Source organism: Bacteroides sp. DH3716P, from assembly GCF_025914115.1.
Classification (GTDB): domain Bacteria; phylum Bacteroidota; class Bacteroidia; order Bacteroidales; family Bacteroidaceae; genus Bacteroides; species Bacteroides ovatus.
Window position 1 is genome coordinate 3,756,727 of the sequence record NZ_CP083673.1, and the last position, 22,276, is coordinate 3,779,002.

16 protein-coding genes and 1 pseudogene are annotated in these 22,276 nt (G+C 44.4%); 3 read left to right on the top strand and 14 right to left on the bottom strand.

Annotation, left to right across the window (positions count from 1 at the left end; all coding sequences use genetic code 11):
• Positions 1-160: 160 nt before the first annotated feature.
• From KQP79_RS14065 to KQP79_RS14125, 13 genes and pseudogenes are all read right to left on the bottom strand, one after another.
• Entirely contained in the window at positions 161-697 is a 537-nt protein-coding gene (locus KQP79_RS14065) for a methylglyoxal synthase (RefSeq protein ID WP_008775197.1), read from the bottom strand.
• A gap of 54 nt (positions 698-751) precedes the next feature.
• Positions 752-1,570 carry an arginase family protein gene (locus KQP79_RS14070; protein ID WP_004308109.1) on the bottom strand — a complete coding sequence of 273 codons (819 nt, stop codon included), beginning with the start codon at positions 1,568-1,570 and terminating at the stop codon, positions 752-754.
• A gap of 6 nt (positions 1,571-1,576) precedes the next feature.
• Positions 1,577-4,134 (bottom strand): annotated as a pseudogene (gene glgP, locus KQP79_RS14075) (alpha-glucan family phosphorylase).
• A 6-nt stretch (positions 4,135-4,140) separates the two neighbouring features.
• Positions 4,141-5,916, bottom strand: coding sequence for a cation:proton antiporter (locus KQP79_RS14080; RefSeq protein WP_004308112.1), 1,776 nt, complete (start codon positions 5,914-5,916; stop codon positions 4,141-4,143).
• A 12-nt stretch (positions 5,917-5,928) separates the two neighbouring features.
• A complete protein-coding gene (pfkA, locus tag KQP79_RS14085; protein ID WP_004308113.1) occupies positions 5,929-6,915 on the bottom strand; it encodes a 6-phosphofructokinase in 987 nt (328 codons plus the stop codon).
• Between the two features lie 22 nt (positions 6,916-6,937).
• The gene (locus KQP79_RS14090) at positions 6,938-7,435 is read right to left on the bottom strand and encodes an RNA polymerase sigma factor (RefSeq protein WP_004308114.1); all 498 of its coding nucleotides are present in this window, start codon (positions 7,433-7,435) and stop codon (positions 6,938-6,940) included.
• A 100-nt stretch (positions 7,436-7,535) separates the two neighbouring features.
• Positions 7,536-7,964, bottom strand: coding sequence for an Hsp20/alpha crystallin family protein (locus KQP79_RS14095; RefSeq protein ID WP_004308115.1), 429 nt, complete (start codon positions 7,962-7,964; stop codon positions 7,536-7,538).
• Between the two features lie 76 nt (positions 7,965-8,040).
• The gene (gene gpmA / locus KQP79_RS14100; protein WP_004308116.1) at positions 8,041-8,790 is read right to left on the bottom strand and encodes a 2,3-diphosphoglycerate-dependent phosphoglycerate mutase; all 750 of its coding nucleotides are present in this window, start codon (positions 8,788-8,790) and stop codon (positions 8,041-8,043) included.
• Positions 8,791-8,802: 12 nt separating this feature from the next.
• On the bottom strand, positions 8,803-9,855 hold the full coding sequence (locus KQP79_RS14105; RefSeq protein ID WP_004308117.1) for a class I fructose-bisphosphate aldolase: 1,053 nt from the start codon (positions 9,853-9,855) through the stop codon (positions 8,803-8,805).
• A gap of 23 nt (positions 9,856-9,878) precedes the next feature.
• Positions 9,879-10,361: a ferritin gene (locus KQP79_RS14110; protein WP_004308118.1), complete on the bottom strand. Its 483-nt coding sequence runs from the start codon at positions 10,359-10,361 to the stop codon at positions 9,879-9,881.
• A gap of 46 nt (positions 10,362-10,407) precedes the next feature.
• The gene (locus KQP79_RS14115) at positions 10,408-11,055 is read right to left on the bottom strand and encodes a MarC family protein (protein ID WP_004308119.1); all 648 of its coding nucleotides are present in this window, start codon (positions 11,053-11,055) and stop codon (positions 10,408-10,410) included.
• 80 nt (positions 11,056-11,135) lie between these two features.
• Positions 11,136-11,591: a ferritin-like domain-containing protein gene (locus KQP79_RS14120; protein ID WP_005680129.1), complete on the bottom strand. Its 456-nt coding sequence runs from the start codon at positions 11,589-11,591 to the stop codon at positions 11,136-11,138.
• Between the two features lie 1,216 nt (positions 11,592-12,807).
• Positions 12,808-14,094: an IS1380-like element ISBfi1 family transposase gene (locus KQP79_RS14125; RefSeq protein ID WP_004312659.1), complete on the bottom strand. Its 1,287-nt coding sequence runs from the start codon at positions 14,092-14,094 to the stop codon at positions 12,808-12,810.
• A gap of 177 nt (positions 14,095-14,271) precedes the next feature.
• Here KQP79_RS14125 and KQP79_RS14130 point away from each other — a divergent pair, with 177 nt between their 5' ends.
• Positions 14,272-15,399, top strand: a complete 1,128-nt coding sequence (locus KQP79_RS14130) for an AraC family transcriptional regulator (protein WP_004312658.1) — start codon at positions 14,272-14,274, stop codon at positions 15,397-15,399.
• 156 nt (positions 15,400-15,555) lie between these two features.
• Here KQP79_RS14130 and KQP79_RS14135 read toward each other — a convergent pair whose 3' ends face one another.
• Complete coding sequence (locus tag KQP79_RS14135; RefSeq protein WP_004318648.1) at positions 15,556-15,798, bottom strand: transposase; 243 nt, start codon at positions 15,796-15,798, stop codon at positions 15,556-15,558.
• 230 nt (positions 15,799-16,028) lie between these two features.
• Between KQP79_RS14135 and KQP79_RS14140 the strand changes: the two genes are divergently transcribed.
• Positions 16,029-18,077: a hypothetical protein gene (locus tag KQP79_RS14140; RefSeq protein ID WP_004318649.1), complete on the top strand. Its 2,049-nt coding sequence runs from the start codon at positions 16,029-16,031 to the stop codon at positions 18,075-18,077.
• Between the two features lie 72 nt (positions 18,078-18,149).
• On the top strand, positions 18,150-22,118 hold the full coding sequence (locus KQP79_RS14145) for a two-component regulator propeller domain-containing protein (RefSeq protein ID WP_264386533.1): 3,969 nt from the start codon (positions 18,150-18,152) through the stop codon (positions 22,116-22,118).
• Positions 22,119-22,276 lie beyond the last annotated feature (158 nt).

A 22,276-nucleotide genomic window follows, 5' to 3' on the forward strand; every position in this document is an offset into this window, starting at 1 on the left:
ATGATAAAAGTTTATTACTGTTTCAAACCATTTGAGGATACCTCGCAAGTTTGCTATCACACAGTTGATCTTTTAATCTTTTTTTATACTCACAGAAAGGATAGGAACCTGCTTTTTATGACTGAAACATATCACATCCCCTTTATTGGACATTACATTCTCATTCGATCATATTGTTTTCATTTCGGCTCATCCGTTTCTTCACCCGTTCTACTGCTTCCGATACAATTTCTTTGTTTTCAAAGCGTTGTGTATAATTGGTATAGTCTGGATGAATCCGTTTGTAGGTCGGGTCAAGAAACAAAGGACTGGAAATAATATGGTCCGCTGTCGAACGGTTACAACAGAAAACTATATTTTCAACTCCCGCCAGCCGGGTCAGTGCCTTTACATCCGTGTCATGTGGCTGCAATGTCATCGGATCCGTGAAAAAGAACAAATAATCAATCTCTCCTTCCACAATACGTGAGCCCATTTGCTGGTCACCACCTAAAGGACCGGATTTCAGAATCGTGATATCCCATTCTGTTTCAGGATGTTTCTCTTCGAGCGCTTTTTTAATGAGTGTACCGGTGGTTCCCGTACAATAGAACTTATGCCCTATCAGACGTTCCGAGTTCCAAAGAACCCATTCTATCATGTCCTTTTTCATTGCATCGTGTGCAACCAGACCGATTTTACGAACAATTGTTTTCATCATAATAATAAAATATGGTTTATGTGATAATATAATTAACAATATCCAACAGCTTTATAAAAAACAGGAGAATGACTGTATGAGTTTGAGCAGCTCCTTGTTCGCCCGGCTGTCCACGGTGGCTTCCCGCCTCTCCTCAAACAAAGTAAGCGTTGCGGAGCATTCCCCGCAGATATCAATGCCGACTACACGTTCCTTTCGAAGGACAATTGCCAGTAATTCCTCCAGTTCCTGCAGGCTGAAAGACCCTTGATCCCAGTCTGTTACTGCGGATGCCGGGTTCAGGACATCCTTGTCTATGGACAAGTAAACCGGTCCTTCAATATACGCAGAGGAGAAATTGCGCCAGCCCTTCTCGTGAGCTAACGTCGCTTCGCTATAAAAACTGACTCGTTGTCCGTATTCTTCCGGTACGGTGCGTATCAGTTTGTCCGATGCACCGACTATCACCACTTTCTTGCAAAGCATATTCCAGTCTAACATGTCTTTTACCCAGCTCCCACAAGAAAGCATGCCCTTGAACAAGGGAGGCTGCATGTCGGGGTGATGGTCGAATACAATCAGAGAGAACGGAACTCGAAGTTTGTCTGTCCATAATTTGGTCAGGTAATGATAATTGCCCGAATCAATGAAATGGATACCTTCCGCTGGATAACCGGCAATCACCCGCTTCAATTTTCGTATCCCCTCCTTGTCACAGTAACCTCTCGTTCCAGAAAGGTGACGGCAGTCTAGCCAAATGAACTGATTGTTCCGTGCAAATACCTCATGGGCATACACACCGGTGAAGTTCATGATGACAACCGGCCAGACGGTTTCTCGGTCCGCCTTCTTCTTACACCGTCCATTTGTCAGTAACTCTTGCTTATTCATGTCCGTTCAGAACCATCGTACATAACAAAAATCTTGCCGGTGAGGTAACAGGGGATGGTTGGGATACATTCTGAATGCCTGTTTGAAGCTTCCAGCGCTGAACATTCTGGTTATTGCCTTGAAAGTGTATAGGTTTCCGTCTTTGGATGTCAAAGAAAAAGGAATGACCTCATGGATGCGATCCTCATTCTCCTCATGCCGTATAATGACCGATTCCAATCCGATCGCGTTGTCCAGCCCTTTCTCGTCAATGACGACCGTCATCTCGTATTCCTTACCAGCCTCCACCGTGGCGTCCAATCCTTTTCCCGCATTCACGGAAACGATTTCCACGGCATTCCATCTGCTGTCGACAGCTGCCTTCCAGCCGGCAAGCGTTTTCGCCTTTGCATAATTGTCCGCCGCCAAAACATGAAAGTGTTCCGACAACTTGTTGTAAAATCCGTCATAGTAGTCATCCAGCTGTCTTTTCATCGTGAAGCGGGGAGCTATTTGCGCAACCGAGTTCTTGATGTACTTGACCCAGGTTTCCGGATAGTCTTTTTCTTTCCGTTCATAATATAACGGCAGGATATTATGTTCCAGCAGGAAATAAATTGTTTCCGCATCCAGTTGGTTCTGGTACTGTTCATCCTGATAGGTGGCCTTGTCGGTGATGGCCCATCCCGCCTCCTTGCGGTAGCCTTCGTACCACCAACCGTCCAGCACGGAGAAGTTGAGTACGCCGTTCATCAGAGCCTTCTCACCGGAAGTTCCGGAAGCCTCCGCAAGACGGGTGGGAGTATTCATCCAGATGTCAACCCCAGAAATAAGATGCCGTGCCAGGTCCATGTCATAATTCTCAAGGAAGATGATTTTACCCAAGAATTCAGGACGGCGGGATATCTCCACAATCTGCTTGATGAGCCCTTGCCCGGCAGTGTCGTTTGGATGGGCTTTTCCTGCAAAGACAAACTGTATGGGATGTTCCTGATTGTTCACAATCCGCGCCAGACGATCCAAATCGGTAAACAAAAGATGAGCTCTTTTGTAAGTTGCAAAGCGCCTTCCGAAGCCGACAAGAAGAGCATTCGGATTAAACTTCTCGAAAATGGAGACACCCAATGCCGGGTCAACCTGGCTTTTGAGCCAGTCCCGGCCGCATTTCCACTTGATGTAGGATATCAGTTTGGTTTTCAACCTTTTCCGCATGTTCCATATCTCTTCATCGGGTATATTATAAACGCCTTTCCATATTTCCTGATTGGACTGGTCGTTCATGAAATTCTCATCGAAATTGTCCTTAAACAGCTTTTTCCACTCCGCCGTACACCAAGTGGGAAAGTGTACGCCATTCGTCACATAGCCCACATGGTTCTCTTCCGGGAAATAGCCTTTCCAGAGAGGCGCGAACATCTGCTGTGAAACGGACTTGTGCAGCTTGCTGACACCGTTTACCGCCTGGCTGGTTTTGCAGGCGAATACCGACATGCAGAAACGTTCTCCCTTGTTGCCCGGAGTTTGCCGTCCGAGGTTCATCAACTCGTCCCACGTAATGCCCAGCTTATCAGGATATCCTTTCATATATTTATTGAAAAGCCCCTCATCGAAATAGTCATGGCCGGCAGGCACAGGTGTATGCACAGTGTAAAGCGAGGAAGCCCTAACCAGTTCCATGGCTTGTCCGAAGTCCAGGCCTTCGGATATATAGTCGCATAACCGCTGGATATTGATCAGTGCGGCATGCCCCTCGTTGCAGTGATATACATCTTTCTCGATGCCCAATACTTTTAATGTCATCATTCCTCCGATGCCGAGCAGTATTTCCTGCTTGAGCCGGTTTTCCCAGTCACCGCCATACAGGTGATGGGTAATCGGACGGTCGAACTCGCTGTTCAGTTCATTGTCCGTATCCAGCAGGTAGAGGGAAACACGTCCCACATTGGCCTTCCATACATTGGCATGGACCGTGAAACTGTCGGCATAGGGAACATGGATTACCAGTTGTCGCCCGTCAGGCTGCATCACTTTCTCTATCGGAAGCTGCCCGAAATTCTGTGGGTCATAATGAACCTGTTGCTGCCCGTCCATCGCCAGAGCCTGGTCAAAATAGCCATAACGATATAAAAGCCCTACAGCGCAGAGGTCTACGTTACTGTCCGAAGCTTCCTTCAGATAGTCACCTGCCAATATGCCCAGACCGCCGGAATAGATTTTAAGAACCCTGTCCAGACCATATTCATGCTGAAATAGGCAACTGACGGACGGCTGTGGTCCGGCTCCACATCAAGATACGCCTTAAAAGTGGAATATACGTTTTCCATCTTACGCATGAAGTTTCCGTCATGTGTCAGTGCCTCCAGCTCTTCATAATCCATCCGTTCCAGAAACAGTACCGGATTCTGTTCCGCCTCTTCCCATAGTTCCGGGTTCAAACCACTATATAAACTCTTCGCATCCTCGTTCCAGGTCCACCAAAGATTATGTGCCATCTCCGCAAATCTCCGCAATTCTGCCGGAAGGTGTGAACCGACTGTAATCTCCCTCCATTGTGGGACGTTTACATGATAACTTGAATATTCCATAACATTTTACTTATTTGATAGTTCATGATTTTTTTCTGTGGAGGTTTCTCCTGTTTCCGGTTCTTCCTGTGGAAATGTCCCGGCTGTACCCTGGAAATTCTCGAGGAACTGTTTTTCCATACTTAGCGATCGTTTCCGTATCCGCTTGGAAAAATAGATAACGACAATGATCAGGAAAGATAATATCAGTCCTGACCCCAAAGCGACATTGAAAAGACGGATGATGATACCCATTACGATAATGATACAGATCAACACCTTGATCACTATCATTGATACCAGCAGCCCCCTGTTGAACCTGTTGTCCGCCCAAAGTTTGCGGAATTCGACGGAATTGTTTTTCTTCATGATGATGGCGCACAAAAACGGGGATATGATAAGGAGGACAAGAACGAAGCTCAGCAGGCTTCCTTTCATCCCCGGAATACGTCCCATTACCAGAGGATACGCATAGGAGAAGAACAGCGCTATGAAAAACAGGCATACCACCAGATAAAGGGTGACGGATACCAACATGGACCTGATGAGCTTGTGCCAGGAGCCTTGATGTCTTGTGGTCATTGTTCCAGAAGAATAATGCGTCAGGTAATCTTTCAGGAATTGTGGCAAGTGCCTGTCTGCAAAACAGTAGACGGGATCCGACAGTCTTATCATATAAGGAGTAAGGAAAGTGGTGATGACCGATACTGCCACTATGACCGGATAAAGGTATTTGTCCATTACATTCAGACTGATTCCTAACGAAGCGATGATGAACGCAAACTCACCCACTTGTGCCAGGGAAAAGCCGGCTTGTATCGCAATCTTTAGCGGTTGTCCGGAAAGCAACACGCCGAAACTCCCGAACAGGACCTGCCCGCATAGGACCAGTGCCGTCAGGATAAAAACAGGAACGGCATATTCCCATATCATGGCAGGGTCGATCATCATTCCCACTGATACGAAGAAAACGGAGGCGAACAGGTCCTTTACCGGTTGCACGATATGTGCGATTTCTTCCGCTTTATCTGTTTCTGCCAGCAGGGATCCCATGACGAACGCACCCAGCGCGGCGGAGAATCCCGCCTTTGTCGCTATCATCACCATTCCCAGGCATAGTCCCAGGGAGGTTGTCAACAGTATTTCATTGCTAATAAAGCGGTTCAATCTTTTCAGAAGGGTAGGAATCAGATAGATTCCCAATGCTGACCAGAAAATAAGAAAGGCCGCAAGTTTCAATATGCTCTCCAGCATTTCGAAGCCTTCAAAATGCTTGCCTACAGCCAATGTGGAGAGGACCACCATCATGATTACCGCCACCACGTCCTCAATGATTAGTATCCCCAGGACAATACCGGTAAATTTCTGATCGAGAAGCCCCATGTCACTGAATGCTTTGAATACGATGGCGGTGGAGGACATGGACAGCATTCCGCCCAGAAAGATACAGCTCGTGTGTGAGAAGCCCATCGCATTGCCTGCCGTATATCCCAGGAACATCATGCCGCAGACGATGATAACAGTGGAGAATATGGCCGAGGCTCCCACACTTATCAGCTTTCTGAACGAGAAATCCAGTCCTATGGCGAACAGGAGGAAAATAACACCGATATCCGCCCATATCTTGATATTGGCCTGGTCGGAAACAGTCGGGAATAGGGAAATGGAAGGACCTGCCATAATACCGGCCACAATATATCCCACTATGACCGGCTGTCCCAGCCATTTGAAAATGACGGTTATGATACCGGCTATAATCAAGATAGTGGCAAGGTCTGATATTAAAGGGGCAACTTCCGACATAGGAGTAACATTTTATATGGACAACTCGTTAAGGACACGGATCAGGTTTTTGTCAATGGGCTTGTCGTTCTTGATAGCCTGGTCAAAAGGAACATAGACAATCTCATTGTTATGTATGCCTACCATGATATTGTGCTGGTCCTCCATCAGGGCCTGTATGGCGGCCTCACCCAGCCGGCTGGCCAATATGCGGTCGTTGGCACTTGGCGCTCCTCCCCGTTGTAGATGTCCCAGGATAGAGACCCTGACATCATATCCGGGGTATTCCCTTTTTACCCGGTCGGCATAGTGCATGGCTCCGCCATTCTTATTGCCCGGGCTTTCCGTCACGATGACGATGCTGCTGTTCTTGGTCTTCCGGAATCCGCGTCCGATAAAAGTCTCCAGCTGATCCGCATCCGTCCGGTCTTCCGGAATAATGGCGGCCTCGGCTCCCGAGGCTATTGCGCTGTTCTGGGCGAGGAAACCGGCGTCGCGTCCCATCACCTCGACAAAGAAAATTCGGTCGTGCGAGGTGGCTGTATCCCGGATTTTGTCCACACACTCCACAATGGTGTTCAGGGCCGTATCATATCCGATTGTAAAATCGGTACCGTACAGGTCATTGTCGATGGTACCGGGCAGTCCTATGCACGTGACAGGGTATTCCTCGGCAAATATGCGGGCTCCAGTCAGTGAGCCGTCGCCCCCGATGACTACCAGCGCCCCGATTTTTTCTTTCCTCATGGTATCGTATGCCTCTCTGCGTCCTTCCGGGGTGGTGAACGCTTCGGAACGTGCCGTTTTCAGGATGGTTCCCCCACGCTGGATGATGCTGCTCACATCCTCGGTCGTAAGTTCCCTGGACTCGCCCGCTATCAGGCCTTCGTACCCTCTGTAAATTCCTTTGACTTTGAAGCCGTTGAAAATGGCGGTACGGGTCACGGCACGGATTGCCGCATTCATTCCGGAAGCGTCCCCTCCGGAAGTAAGGATTCCTATATATTCATCTTTTTTCATCTATCTCAGTTCTTGTTTTGTTTCATTCTGCCAATATAGCTTTCAGTTTTTTCCGGCAGTGAAAAATACGGCTCTTTATGGTTCCCAAACTCACACCGGTTCTTTCCGCTATCTCACGGTATTTGAACCCTGACAGGTACATCTCAAAAGGTATGAAATGCGACTCCGGTATACTTTTGATGGCATTACGTATCTTTTCCAGGTCATAGTTCCTGTCCACCTCCTCTGTACGGGACTCGTCCATGATCCGCGAATAATATGCAGGATCGGAGGATATGTACAGACGGGTATGACCGACCTCCGCCCGGTAACCGTTGATAAACGTGTTACGCATGATGATAAACAGCCACCCTTTGAAATTTGTGTTCTTGTTGTAACTTTCTTTGTGAAGCATTGCCTTGAGCAGGGTATCCTGCAGCAGATCTTCCGCCTTCTCCCTGTCCGCTGTCAGTTTGTACGCGAAACGGAACAGTTCGTCCTGTACGCTAAGCAGCTCTTTTTCAAAATTGAATTCCTTCATCGGTTGTGCCGGTTCCCTGTTCCGGAAGTGCCTGTTAAAGGCCGGACGGCTCTCCGGACAGGAAAAGCCTGTCCGGCCTTACACCATTCCAGATATGGAATTATTTAACCTCGATAGCCTTGGAAGTTTTTTGTTTTTCTTCCTCCTTCACTTTCGGGATTTCAATGGACAGGATCCCGTGTTCGACTTTTGCGGAAATCTTATCCTTCTCCACGTTTTCAGGTAGCAGGATGGTCTGCTGGAACTTGGAATAAGAGAATTCGCGGCGGAGATACTTCTTGTCTTTCTTCTCCTCCTTCTTCTCTTCTTTCTTTTCCATGCAGATTGTCAGGTTGTTGTTTTCGTCAACATTCACCTTGAAATCATCCTTCGTCATTCCGGGAGCCGCCATTTCAACCTTGTAGTCCTTGTCATTCTCAATGACATTGATGGCAGGAGCCGTAACTCCCGTTTTTGCCAGCCACTCATTCTCGAAGAAATCGTTAAAAATACTCGGCAACCAGTTTGAATTTGTTTTTACAGGTACCATTTTTACCTCCTTTTTTAAATTGTTAATAAATAAAATATTCAAAAAGACAATACAAATCAGTCTGATTGACTGACTCTTATCGTCTGATCATACCTTGTTCGGCTACAGCCTCCGTCCGTCTCCGTATCTCCTCCTGGTCTCCGAGGAAATAGTCCCTGACAAGCACCGGCCGTTCATCAAATTCGAATACATAAGGTACTGCCGTGGGCAGGTTCAAGAGGGATATGTCCGTATCGGAAATATTCTTGAGATGCTTGACTATCCCGCGCAGACTGTTTCCATGGGCAACGACAAGCAGGTTGTCCCTATGCATCAATGTGGGTAGGATGACACATTCCCAATAGGGCATGACACGCATGACGGCATCCTTCAGGGATTCAGTCCGTGGCAGTTCCATTTCGGGAACACCGGCGTAACGGGTGTCGTTCCCCGGATAGCGGGGATCGTCTTCCTTCACCGGCTCGGGCGACACGCCGTAACTTCTCCGCCAGATATGGACTTGTTCCTCGCCATATTTGTCTGCTGTCTCCCTTTTGTTAAGTCCCTGAAGTATGCCGTAGTGTTTCTCGTTCAACCTCCAGCTTTTCTCCACCGGGATCCAGTCTTCATTGAGACGGTCCAGAACACAATTCAACGTTTTCACAGCCCGTTTCAGATAGGATGTGTAAGCCGCCTCAAAAGAGAATCCCGCTTCTTTCAGCATATCACCGGCTTTACAGGCTTCTGCGATCCCCTTATCACTCAGGTCTACATCGGTCCAACCGGTAAAGCGGTTTTCCTTGTTCCATAGGCTCTCGCCATGTCTCAACAATACGATCCTTTTCATGCCATATAGTTTTTATGCAACGGTTATCGAAGGATCCAGATAGACATCCTGAATGGTGTTCAGAAGCGAGACCCCGTCTTTCATCGTCTTCTGGAAGGCTTTTCTCCCACAGATAAGTCCCATACCTCCGGCACGTTTGTTCACCACTGCGGTTACGACGGCATCATGCAGGTCAGATGTCCCATGGGACTCGCCCCCCGAATTGATCAGGCCAACCCTTCCCATATACCCGTTGGCCACCTGGTAGCGGCAGAGGTCTATCGGATGGTCGGAGACCAGTTCCGTATACATACGCCCGTCGGTCTTACCGAATCCGATGGCTTTAAAACCTCCATTGTTGGACGGCAGCTTCTGCTTCACGATATCAGCCTTGATGGTGACCCCGATATGGTTGGCCTGCCCTGTCAGATCTGCTGCCGCATGATAGTCAATCCCGTCTTTCTTAAAACTGCTGTTTCTCAGATAACACCACAATACCGTGGCCATCCCCAACTCATGGGCATATTCAAACGCCTGTGAGACCTCCACAATCTGGCGGCGGCTTTGTTCCGAACCGAAATAGATAGTTGCCCCCACGGCAACGGCACCCATGTTCCATGCCTCCTTCACTGTACCGAACATGACCTGGTCATAACTGTTCGGATAAGTCAGCAGCTCGTTATGGTTCAACTTCACGATGAAAGGAATCTTATGGGCGTACTTACGTGCCACAGCTCCCAGAACTCCGAATGTGGATGCCACGGCGTTGCATCCTCCCTCGATAGCGAGTTTCACAATGTTCCCGGGATCGAAGTAAAGAGGATTGGGTGCAAAGGATGCTCCGGCAGAATGTTCTATCCCCTGATCCACCGGCAGGATGGAGACATACCCGGTATTGGCCAGACGCCCGTGCCCGTACAGGGCTTGCAGGCTCTCCAAGGTGCGTATATTCCTGTCGGAATCCACCCATGCCTTGTCTATCATATTCGGCTCGGGGATATGGATGAGTTTCTTGTCTATTGTCTTGCATACATGGTCCAGGTAGTATCCTGCCTGCGTTCCCAACAAATCAATAATCGTGCTCATGTCAGTCGTTTTTTTATTCCAAATCAGGACTGGCGTTCCCCCAGTTTTGCATCCATGAAAAGGATGCCGCTCTCTCCGGCTTTCTTCATCAGGTTTACGATGTTCAGGAAATTCGCCTCTTCCTCCACCTGCTCCCTGACAAATCCCCAAAGAAAATCACGGGTGGCATTGTCTTTCTCCTCGGAAGCCAGATGTACCAGTTCGTCAATCAATCTGGAAACATGTCTCTCGTGTTCCAAGGCATGTTCAAAGACTTCGGTGGGACTGCCCCAACCCTGTGGAACCACATCGACCTTGTCCACTTTTGCCTCCGCCTCACGTTTGGCCATATATTCGGCGATGGCACATGCGTGTCCTGTCTCTTCCGCCGATTGCTTGCGCATCCAGCGGGCCATGCCGGAAAAACCTTCCTTTTCCAGATAGAAGGACATTGAAAGATACAGGTTGGCGGACCATAATTCCGCAGTAATCTGCCCGTTCAGGGCCTTTTGTAAATTCTCGGTCATAATGAATCTAATTTTTAATGTTGGTACTATTTTTTATTTTTCATATTCAGGGGCAAGCGTGTGCTTGTCTCAAAATATCTGTCAGGACAGGTTGCATCCCGTTTATGAAACATTCCACGGCGATGACCATCAGAATAAGCCCCATCAGTCTCATCATCACATTATTTCCGGTTTCTCCAAGAATTTTCAAAAGCCGCGTTGACACGCAAAGGATAATGAAAGAGAGGAGACAGACTAGGGCGATCACGCAAACCAGTGCAATTTTGAAAATATGCTCAGGGGCATCTTCCATCAGTGTTATGCCGCTTGAAATTACACCCGGACCGCACAGCATCGGAACGGCAAGAGGCGTGACGGTGATGTTCCTGGAATATTCTTTTTTCTCGTTCTCGTTCAGTTTCACATGGGTGAAGTGTGCCTGCAGCATGTCATATCCGATTTTAAAGATGATGATACCTCCCGCAATCCGGAAACCATTGGTCGAGATCCCGAAAAAATGGAACAGGAACCTGCCGCACAAGGTGAAAAGTACCAGTATGACGAACGTGAGGGCGCAGGATTTTAAGGCGATGCTCCGGCGTTCTCCGGCACTCATGCCCTCGGTCATCTGCAGGAAAACCGGCATCACTCCGAGGGGGTCCATCAATGTGAACAACGAAGTGAAACACAACATTGAGTATGCGAATATATCCATAGGATGATACTTGTTTTATTTTTAGACCATTATTTTCTCTGTGAACAATAAACTCCGGTCAGGTTACACGATTTGACACATCATATGAAGCAGGGCAGCCTGCGTTCATATTCCATGGCCAGGATACGCAACAATTCCATAAACGCCGTACTTACATATATCCGTTTTGTGTACAGCCCCTTGATGAAAGAATGGATGGATGAATCCGTATTCTGGCATAGTACGTGAAGTTCGGATATCTGACGGGATATATATTGTTCATGTTCAAGCAGGGTGTTCAAGGCAGCCAGCGGTGTCGGCCATTGCCGGATGTCGCGCCTGATTTCATGGATGGTTACAGCACCTCCTTCATGATAGATGCGGTTCATCATCTGATAGACCTTGCCCATATTGTCCTGTGCCTGTGCACTTAGCCATGAGGCCAATATCGGAAGTTGCTGCCCCTCAAAATAGACCTGCAATGACAGGTACAGGTTAGTTGACCAGATTTCTGTATTGATCAATGTGTTCATCGCATATTCAATTCGTTTATCCATGGCTGTTCTGATATTTGAAATTAGACAAAATAAATCGTAATTCATATCCTGCAATAATCATGAATTTATGTGATAGCATCTGTAAATCGGACTCTTATGGAGTTGTAAAATGAATTTTAATGCTTGCGAGACAAATAGTCATAAAAATGTATAATTATCATGCCTTTTTGTCACAAGATCCCTACAACATTCTCAACAAGATATCCAGTTCTTTCTCTATCATGTTGATCTTGTCGTATATGTAATCCAGCGTATTATGATAGTGCAGGCAGGCCCTGCATTCCTGCAATTCCCTTGACAGGGAGAGTATTTGTTGCCAAAGTTCCTCTTCTGTATGTCCAGGGGGATTATTGAATGCCATAAATGGATTCAGAGAAACTGTTTGGCATGTAATTTGTGTAATAATAGCCGCAAGTCCCGAAAAGGGGCAGGAATGGAAACAAAAAGGCAGAGAATTCCACTAAAGACAGTAACAGACAGAGGAATGAAAACGGAAGGCAGGACCTGTCCGGTTTTGAAACAAATTGCTTTCATAATGCGATTATATGACAACTCTGTTCCCTGAAGTTGTGTTTATATAAAGTTAAGCGTGGGAACTTTGGTATTACCGTTCAGAAGTATCCCCATACTCAACAACATATAATACACAAAGCCCCACGCCTANAAAGTTAAGCGTGGGAACTTTGGTATTACCGTTCAGAAGTATCCCCATACTCAACAACATATAATACACAAAGCCCCACGCCTATATATGCTAACAAGATATAATAGTGCATAGGGACACCTGATGTATTATCCAATTGTTGTCTTGAAATTGGGGATTTCCTGAACATGGATAATGCCTAACGCTTACTGTTATTAATCTTTTTTGGTAAAAGACAAGGCAAAAATACTAAAAGAATTGATTCGCGTCAATAAAAATCCAACTTTTTTATTATTTTACTCTCTGCGCCACTGAATTTCATCGCTCTCCGCTCTCCAAATCCCGTGCCCTTCAGCGATAAGTAATCCTGAGTTCATCAATTGCCTCATAAAAGAGCTTTTGTACATCCTAAAATCCGCAACCTGTAATATTTTTGATATCTGGGGTTGCAGATACCTCTCTAAAACGACTCGTTTTCGTAAAGAACCCTAATGGTGCAGTCGCAAGAGACAAAATCCCCTTACCCCATGATGCGACTTGAGGCAATACGCAAAAGGCCACGAAGATTTGAGGCTACCCAAAATCAAATTTGAAGGCCATCATGTATGCATCATTGCTTGTGTATATGTTCAGTATGTGCTGTCTTGCAGTCTTAATCCATTTTGCAGGGACAGAAACATACTTGAATACAAAAGTTTTGATTCTGCTTGTGCGTTTAAGTCCAAAGCTCTTCATGTTTGCGTCAGATATGAGGTGTCTGTAAAAGTTTCGTATTAAAGCGGTCAGAAGCAGGAACACCGTGTTTTCCGCCATGAACGATTTTGGCAGCCGTTTCCAGCCAAAGCCGTTGTTCATGTCGTCCAATACACGCTCAGCACCGCCACGCTTGTTGTAATACTCCACGATGTCACGGTCTGTCGAAGTATAGTCATTTGTCAGTATGCATCTGTATGTATATTCCCCTTCCCACAGGTCGAGTTCCTTGTTGATGCTTCTTTGCCGCTGTATGACAAGGCGGTACGCTTTGCCGACCCATTTCTCTGCAATGATGGAGCATATCTCAAACTCGTGACCGTTTATGTATTCGGTCTTCCATCCGCGCAAGGCAAAGATATCGTCATACAACGATACACACCTGTTTGCGCGGATATAAAAATGCCGACTGTGCTTCTCCACCATTTCCACCATAGCCTCAGAGCATGAGCCACAATCCATCCTCGCACGGTTTATATGTATTCTGGCATTCTCCAAACGCTCAAAAATACGTTTTAGAGTGTCTTCCTGATGGAAACGGACATTGGTATTGCCGTCGCGGTTCTCTATCCCGACGATGACATCGCCGACCGTTGCTATTCCTGGACTGTAACCGGTAAACTTCTTGTAGGTTATTTTTGCGTCAAATTTCTCCGTCTCAATGAACTGGTGGTCAAAATCAAAGTCATATTCATTGTCTGGCAGCAACTGTCCAGTTGCCAGCAATGCATTGACAAGCAGATTGTTAAGGTCGGAAGCCACGTTGAAGTCGTAGCTTTTGCCCGAATCAGACCTGTAGGTCAGATTCGGTGTGGTCAATTCACGAATGGCCCTAAGTATTGTGTCTGCGCTGCATGTACGGAGGGGTGGATGCAAGCAAAGTGCTTCCATAAGGTGTGAGGTCACGTCTTCGACACATGACCCTCCACAGAAATATACGCACATCAGAGAACGTATTATCTCGCTATATTGATAGCCATACACTTTGCTACGCAAACCTAAAGTAGAGTCTATTGTACAAGACAACATCCTGTCGAATTTCTCCATAATTGGAAATATACCACCAAAAGATGTGAGTTTCTCGGATTTTATTTGTACTTTTACCATGCTTGATGAGGTTTTGTTTGACTATTTTTGCAACACTAAGTTAAGTGAATCCTTTGACATGACAAAATCCTGAGCCGCTCGGCTTTGCCGCTTGGCTTGTCCAAGAACTTTTTGTTGTTCAGGATATTATAAAAGTTAAAATTTATAGTGTTGCGGAATTAAGGTAATAACAATACTATGAAATCGTTATTCATATTACAACTTGTATGTTGCGTCATTACAGCCATGCTAGCATTGCAATTAGCCATGGCAAGTTTGCAGGTGAGATGGAAGGTGTGGCGCTACGAAATATCAAGATGGATTCTCGTTGCATCCATGCTATTCTTCTCCGTCCACTACCTCTTACAGATGATTCATGGACTCCGTGCACAAGGTACCGATGTGGGCGCAGCATTCAACATATTGTTCTATACTCCAGTGGCATTTGCCATCACTCTCTCCATAATCAACATAGAGAGCACAGGCAACAAAGTGCGACGGTATTGTTTACGTGGTATGATGGCATACATACTCATCGCCATAGTTTTCGTCATTGGCATGTTCAAAAGTCAAAGTTTACACATTGGCAATATGCTCTATGTGATGCTCGGTCTTTTTGTGGCTAGCATGGCATATTTTATTCTTATCATTCGCAAAGAAACAAAAGCCCGAAAGCAGAAGCTCATGGAGAATTTCGGAATCGACTTGATTCCATACGTGCGCTATTCGCAAGCCAGCATCATTTTGCTATACTTTGCTGCTGGACTCCTTCCTGTAGCAATCCTCTTCAATACCTTATTATATATAATAGGTCCCTTGATATTACTCTCTGTCATCTTTTTCGTCCACACTTTCATTGCTATGGGCTATTACATCACACCCAAAGAAGTCATTCCTGAGGAAAATGACGCAGAAGCAAAAGTCACGGAAGCAGAAGACATGAAAGACGGCAAGAACACTCATGGCACAAATATCTTGACAGCTAATAGAAAGATGGAAATAGAATTAGCCCTCAAGAAATGGTGTGAAGAGGGATTTTATAAGGACTATGAAGTTAACATCTATTCGCTAGCTACCAAGTTGGGATACAAGAAAAACGAACTGACAGAATACTTCAATCAGTCAGAATACACCAATTTTAGAACCTGGCTTAGCGACATTCGTTTTAATGAGGCTGTTCGCATGATGAAAGCCAACCCCGAATATAGCATTGACGCTATTTCCACAGAGTGCGGTTTCTCATCCCACACATGGATTTATCGTATATTCAAACAAAAAACGGGCATGTCACCTAGCCAATGGCGCAAACAGTTTGCCTCCATCTAAATGCGTATTTTTGTAATTTCGCATTAAATAGCATTTAAAAGAGGTGTGTCAGCGTTTTGACACAACCTCTACTTAAAAGATTTAATTTACAATAGTATTGCGGAATTAAGGTACATGAAACCGATAACCTGTCATAGTGGCATTGGGAAAAGCCGTTCAGACGATCCGCATCATGGTCGGCAAAAGATCTAAAGTGACCTCTTTGGCTGTCTTGCGCTTGGAGACATGAATCATTTCAAGCACCTTTATGACGTCTTCAGACTTCGTGCCACGTATCATGGTCACAAGTGTACCTCTGCCACCACGTCCCGCACGATTAGTGACAACAGTATATAATTCTCCGCAGCTTAAAGAAGTCTCGTCAATACAAAGGCTAGGGACCTGAGGTTGTGCCCGCATTCTGACACATTTACATTTGTAGTATTAAATATCCCAATAAAAATATAAGTGTATATTGTAATGGGATCTTAATAGAGGATTAAAAAATAAATACTTAATGGGCTGTTTCTTATGAATTCTACTGAAATCTTATAATAATTGCTCAAAAAATCACATTCTTTGTATACGTAATATCCTAATTTTGGAACGCAAATTAAAAGAATATTAATAAACTAAATTATCTGATTTATATGACAAAATTAAGATGTATGCTTTGTTGCCTGATGATCTGTACTATTACTATTGATGCTAGGACTGTTAATGATATATATAAAAGAATATCTGCACAAGTCTCCTTGAAGGTTCCCGGTAATCAATCACGAAACTATTCCCTTGCTTTTCAAGGAGCCGTTGATGATAAGGGAATCTATCTGTTAGAGTCTGAAGAAAAAATACCATTAATCATTACAGAGAGAATAGAACGTGACAATGTTAAATGTGTAATGGTAGTAAGTATTACGGCATTGGAAGACGTGTACTTTAATTATCAACAACAGTTGAAAACAGGCTTCCGACATAATGACTGTATGTTTTATCTACCAGGATTCTGGTATAGTCGCAATTTACGTTCTCCTAAAGGTGCTCCTTCATTTCATATATCAGAGAGTTGGCTGGTACGTGAGGATCGTCTGAGCTCACCCCTTACCGGTATCTTCAATCAGAAAGATGGACGTTATATGACTGTGGCACGCAAGGACGATTTTCAATGGGATGCCCTTGCTACCCACCAAACAGGCGAAATCATCCTCTCGGGCAAAACGTCCCTAGGGTTCACCGGCTTTGAGAGCCATGACGGAACATCAACACTATCTTTTGGATTTCCTTACCGAGAAGCTCCTAAAACCTATATTCGTAAGTTGACGCTGGCTCCGGAGGTTACATCTTTCCAATATCTAAAAAAAGGAGAAACAGTACTCCTGACCTGGGAATTTATCGAGGGGCAGGCTACAGACTACTCAGATTTTATTTGCCATACTTGGGAATATTGTTATGATACATACCGTCCCCAACCTGTGAAAATACCTTTTTCTCCAGAAGAGATAAAAGGAGTGCTGAGCAATTATTTTGTGGAAAGTTTTGTTGGGGACAAAGCTCTTGCCTATTACTCCAGCCCTGAAATGAAAGTGGCAGCCTGTGCCAACATGAATGTAGCAGAGATAGGTTTTGTCGGTCGCGTACTTCTAAACGCTTTCAATGCATGGGAGTTTGGCAATGAGAATGGACGTGATGACCTTGCAGCTAGCAGTAAAAAGATATTTGATAGTTACTTAGAAAATGGCTTTACGGAAACCGGTTATTTGCGTGAATGGGTAAATCTGGAAAATGATAGTGATGTGAAAGAAGAACGCCCAGTGCATAGCATACGTCGTCAGTCGGAAGGAATTTATGCCATGTTTCATTATCTGAATTATGAACAGAAGTATAAACGTCACCATCCTGATTGGGAACAACGCTTAAAGAAAATGCTCGATATGTTCTTGCAACTGCAAAATCCAGATGGAAGTTTTCCACGTAAATTCCATGATGACTTTACAGTTGTTGACGGAAGTGGAGGAAGTACTCCATCCGCTACATTACCTCTGGTTATGGGATATAAATATTTTAAGGACAAACGCTATCTGTCCGCTGCCCGGCGTACTGCGGAATATCTGGAAAAAGAGCTTATATCAAAGGCTGACTATTTCTCCTCTACGCTGGATGCAAACTGTGAGGATAAGGAAGCTTCCCTCTATACCGCTACGGCAACTTACTATTTATCATTGATAACAAATGGTACGGAACATAACCACTATGCCTCTCTGACACGAAAAGCGGCTTATTTTGCCTTGTCCTGGTATTACGTCTGGGACGTTCCGTTTGCTCCCGGGCAGATGTTGGGTGATATCGGTCTGAAAACTCGCGGCTGGGGAAATGTCTCGGTGGAGAATAATCATATTGATGTATTTATTTTTGAATTTGCCGATGTGCTCCGTTGGCTTTCCAAAGAGTATAATGAACCTCGTTTCTCTGATTTTGCTGAAGTCATTTCTACTTCCATGTGCCAGTTACTTCCTTATAAAGGACATATGTGTGGAGTGATAAAAGTTGGTTATTATCCGGAAGTGATCCAGCACACCAACTGGGATTATGGAAGGAATGGAAAAGGATATTATAATGACATGTTTGCTCCCGGTTGGACGGTAGCATCCCTTTGGGAATTGCTGACACCGGGACGTACTGAGAATATACTGTTGAAATAGCTCTGATATCCACTTTTCAGGATATTCTTATATCCTGTTGTATGTTAATTAATGAAACTAACAATTAAGACAATGCAGAGACTACGTATTTTAGTTATATTAATACTTCTTTCTTTGATGCCTCTTTATTCCCTTGCCGTTCTGAATGAAGGACAATATGCATTCCGTTCACTTGATATCAATAATGGATTATCCCAGAATACGGTCCATGCCATCCTTCAGGATAAACAAGGATTTATGTGGTTTGGGACGAAGGATGGTCTTGACCGGTATGATGGTATCTCTTTTCGGACTTTCATGAAAGAATCCGGAACCTTGGGCAATAATTTCATCACTTCTTTGTATGAAGACAATCTTGGGCAAATATGGATTGGGACAGACGTAGGCCTATATGTCTATTGCCCACAAATGGAAAAGGTCAGGCATTTTACTCTGATAAGTAATTCAAACATAGATATAGACTGTACGGTCAATCTGATAACTGGGGACCAGAAAGGAGGTATCTGGGTTGTAACTCAGACGCGGGGAATCTTCTATTACAATCCCCAGGATAGCCAGTTGGTTAATTATCAGTCGGACGGGTCCGGTACTCTGAACCTTAAAACTTCCGGCCAACTCTATTTTGATTCGGACGATGTCTGCTGGTTGGACATACGTGATGGAAATCTGTATTATTCAAAAGACAAGCTTAAAACTTTAACTCCGATTTTTCCAGAAGATTCAAAAGTGTCTTTCAGAGATGAATACATCTATAAATTGCTCCCCGGACCCTATAATTGCATGTATGTGGGAACTGTATTCGGACTGAAAGAAGTGAACCTAACTAATAAGACTATCCGTACCCTTCTTTCCAAGGATGAATTGGGAGGTGATATTTATATCAGGGAACTTGCATTTTATTCAGATGACGAATTATGGATAGGAACCGAATCGGGACTTTATATCTATAATCTGCACACGGCAAAAATCATCCACTTGCAGAACGTCAACGGTGATCCCTATTCAATCTCTGACAATGCCATCTATTCGATTCTCAAAGACCGTGAAGGCGGAATGTGGATAGGGACTTATTTTGGGGGTGTGAATTATTACCCCCGGCAATATACCTACTTTGATAAAGTCTATCCCCAGAAAGAATCAAACAAAATGGGAAAAAGGGTGCGGGAGTTTTGTGCCGCCCATGACGGCACACTCTGGATAGGTACAGAAGATAAGGGGCTTTTCCATTATTATCCTAGTACTGGAAAAATCGAACCGTTCATTCATCCGGATATTTATCATAATGTTCACGGATTGTATTTGGACGGAGATTATCTGTGGGTTGGGAATTTTGCAAAAGGATTGAAGCGTATTGATTTGAGGACATACGCTGTAAAGCACTATGATAATATTGCAAGTGATATCTTTTCTATCTGCCGGATAACTGCGGGCGATCTGTATCTTGGAACAACAATAGGATTGTTTCGGTACAACCCAGATACGGAACGTTTTAAACGCGTCCCCGAACTTGGGTGGACGTTTGTTTATTATATAAAGGAGGATAAGCAGGGGAATTTATGGCTGGCAACTTATGCCGATGGCGTCTATAAAAAGAATGTCCGTACAGGTGGTTGGGAACATTTCGTACATGAGGAAGCAGACTCGTCCACCCTTCCATCCAATAAGGTGCTGAGTATTTTTGAAGACAGTCAAAATCAGCTATGGTTTACCACACAAGGAGGTGGCTTCTGCCGCTTTGTGCCTTCCGCCAACACCTTTGTCCGTTATGACGGTATCGGTCTGCCAAGCAACGTCATTTATCGGATTGAAGAAGATGAAAAGGGATTGTTCTGGGTTTCAACCAATAAAGGGCTGGTGCATTTTAACCCGAAGAATTCCAGTTTTAAAGTGTATACAGTTGCTAATGGGTTGCTGAGTAACCAGTTTAATTACCAGTCCAGCTATAAGGATAAGAATGGACGGATTTATTTTGGCTGTATTAACGGTTTCATCTCCTTTGCCCCCTCCTCCTTTATTGATAATGATTTTTTACCCTCTGTTTTGATTACCGATTTTATGCTCTTTAATAAAAAGGTGGTAGTCGGAGAAAAAGGCTCTCCATTGAAACAAAGTATCACTTTGTCAAACCATATCGAACTTCAGTCAAATCAGAATTCGTTCTCCTTCAGGATAGCTGCGATAAGTTATCAGTCACCGAGCATGAATACACTGCTATATAGACTGGAAGGGTATGATTCCGAATGGCATACAGCGGGTAAGGGCCCTATTACGTATTCCAATTTACCTTATGGGACATACATGTTACGCGTGAAAGGTGCGAATAGTGATGGTGTATGGAATCCAGATGTACGCACATTGGGGATCAGGATATTGCCCCCGTTTTATTTATCCGTATGGGCATACCTGATTTATATCCTATTGATACTCGGTACATTTTTCGCCCTCTTCTTTTATTTAAGGAAGCGTACTATTGAAAAGCAGCGTAAAGAGATGGAGAAGTTCGAACAGGAAAAGGAGCAGGAACTCTACACCACTAAGATAGATTTCTTTACAAATGTGGTACACGAAATCCGTACTCCTTTAACACTGATAAAGTGCCCATTGGAGAATGTACTTGCTGATAGGGAACTCTCCGAAAATGTAAGGATGGAATTGGAAATTATGGATCAGAACGTGGAGAGGTTACTGAACCTGATAAACCAATTACTTGATTTCCGTAAAGCGGAAAATAAAGGTTTTAAATTGAATCCGAAAGAATATAATATCGGTACTATCGTCCACTCTGTTTATAAGTATTTCACCACTTTGGCAAAGCAAAGGGGAATTAAACTTGAAGTAGAAGTTCCAGAGGAAGAATTGTTGGCTTCTGTTGACAAAGAGGCTTTGACCAAAATTCTCAGTAATCTGTTTGCTAATGCATTGAAATATGCCCGGACATACGTTTATCTCCATTTGTCTGTTGATGAGAAGAATGAGGTGTTCACTATCTCTATGAGTAATGATGGGAATATAGTCCCTATCGAAATGCGTGAAAATATTTTTAAAGCCTTTGTCCAATACCGGGACGGGAAAGATATTGTCTCGGGCACAGGCATCGGATTAGCTATGGCTCGTTACTTGGCAGAGTTGCATCAAGGTATGCTGGTGATGGACCGGGAGCTAGATTGTAACCGTTTCATTCTTTCCATTCCAATATTACACCAGACACTTCCGGATGATTCGGAAGAACAACATAAGAAACCTGGGTATGATGATGAAGATCGTGAAGTTTCTGATAAAGATAAAAGAGAGGTTGCTTCCATATTGGTTGTAGAAGATAATAAGGATATGCTTGCTTTTGTGTTCAGGCAATTGTCTTCATTGTATCATGTACTGATTGCGGAAAATGGGGTCGAGGCGTTGGACGTTCTTGAACAGAAATCTGTGGATCTGATAATAAGTGACATTATGATGCCTCTGATGGACGGGGTTGAATTATGCAAGCATCTGAAACAAAATCTGGACTATAGTCATATTCCTGTAATATTATTGACAGCTAAAACTAATCTGGAATCAAGAATCGAAGGACTTGAAGAAGGGGCGGATGCGTATATTGAAAAGCCGTTTTCTATGGAGTATCTTCGTGCCAATGTAGCAAATCTGTTGAGTAATCGGGAAAGATTACGCCGTCACTTTATTGAATTTCCTTTTATCAAAGCAGATGCAATGGCGCAGACAAAGGCCGATGAGATGTTTATTAGCAAGTTAAATGAGTATGTATTACGCCATCTTGATAATACGGACCTGCAAATTGATGATATAGCGGATGCAATGAATATGGGACGTTCCAACTTTTACCGGAAATTGAAAGGAATCCTAAATATGAGTCCGAACGAATATCTCCGCCTTTTCCGTTTGAAGCAGGCAGCTTCCATACTGAAAGAAGGAACCTATGGAGTGGTGGAAGTCTCTTACATGGTAGGGTTCAGTACCCCCTCCTATTTTTCAAGCTGTTTTAAAAAACAGTTCGGAGTACTGCCTAAAGATTTCATATCGCACTAGTAATATGTATTTTGCTTTAAATTTTATAATATCAGGTCATTTTCTGATATTTTATCCGAGTTGTTCCGGGTAATTTTGCAAATATATTAACAACTAAATTTGATGTATGACAAGGTATTTACTTTTTTTTGCCAGCCAGCCTTCGGGCGGAAGAGAGA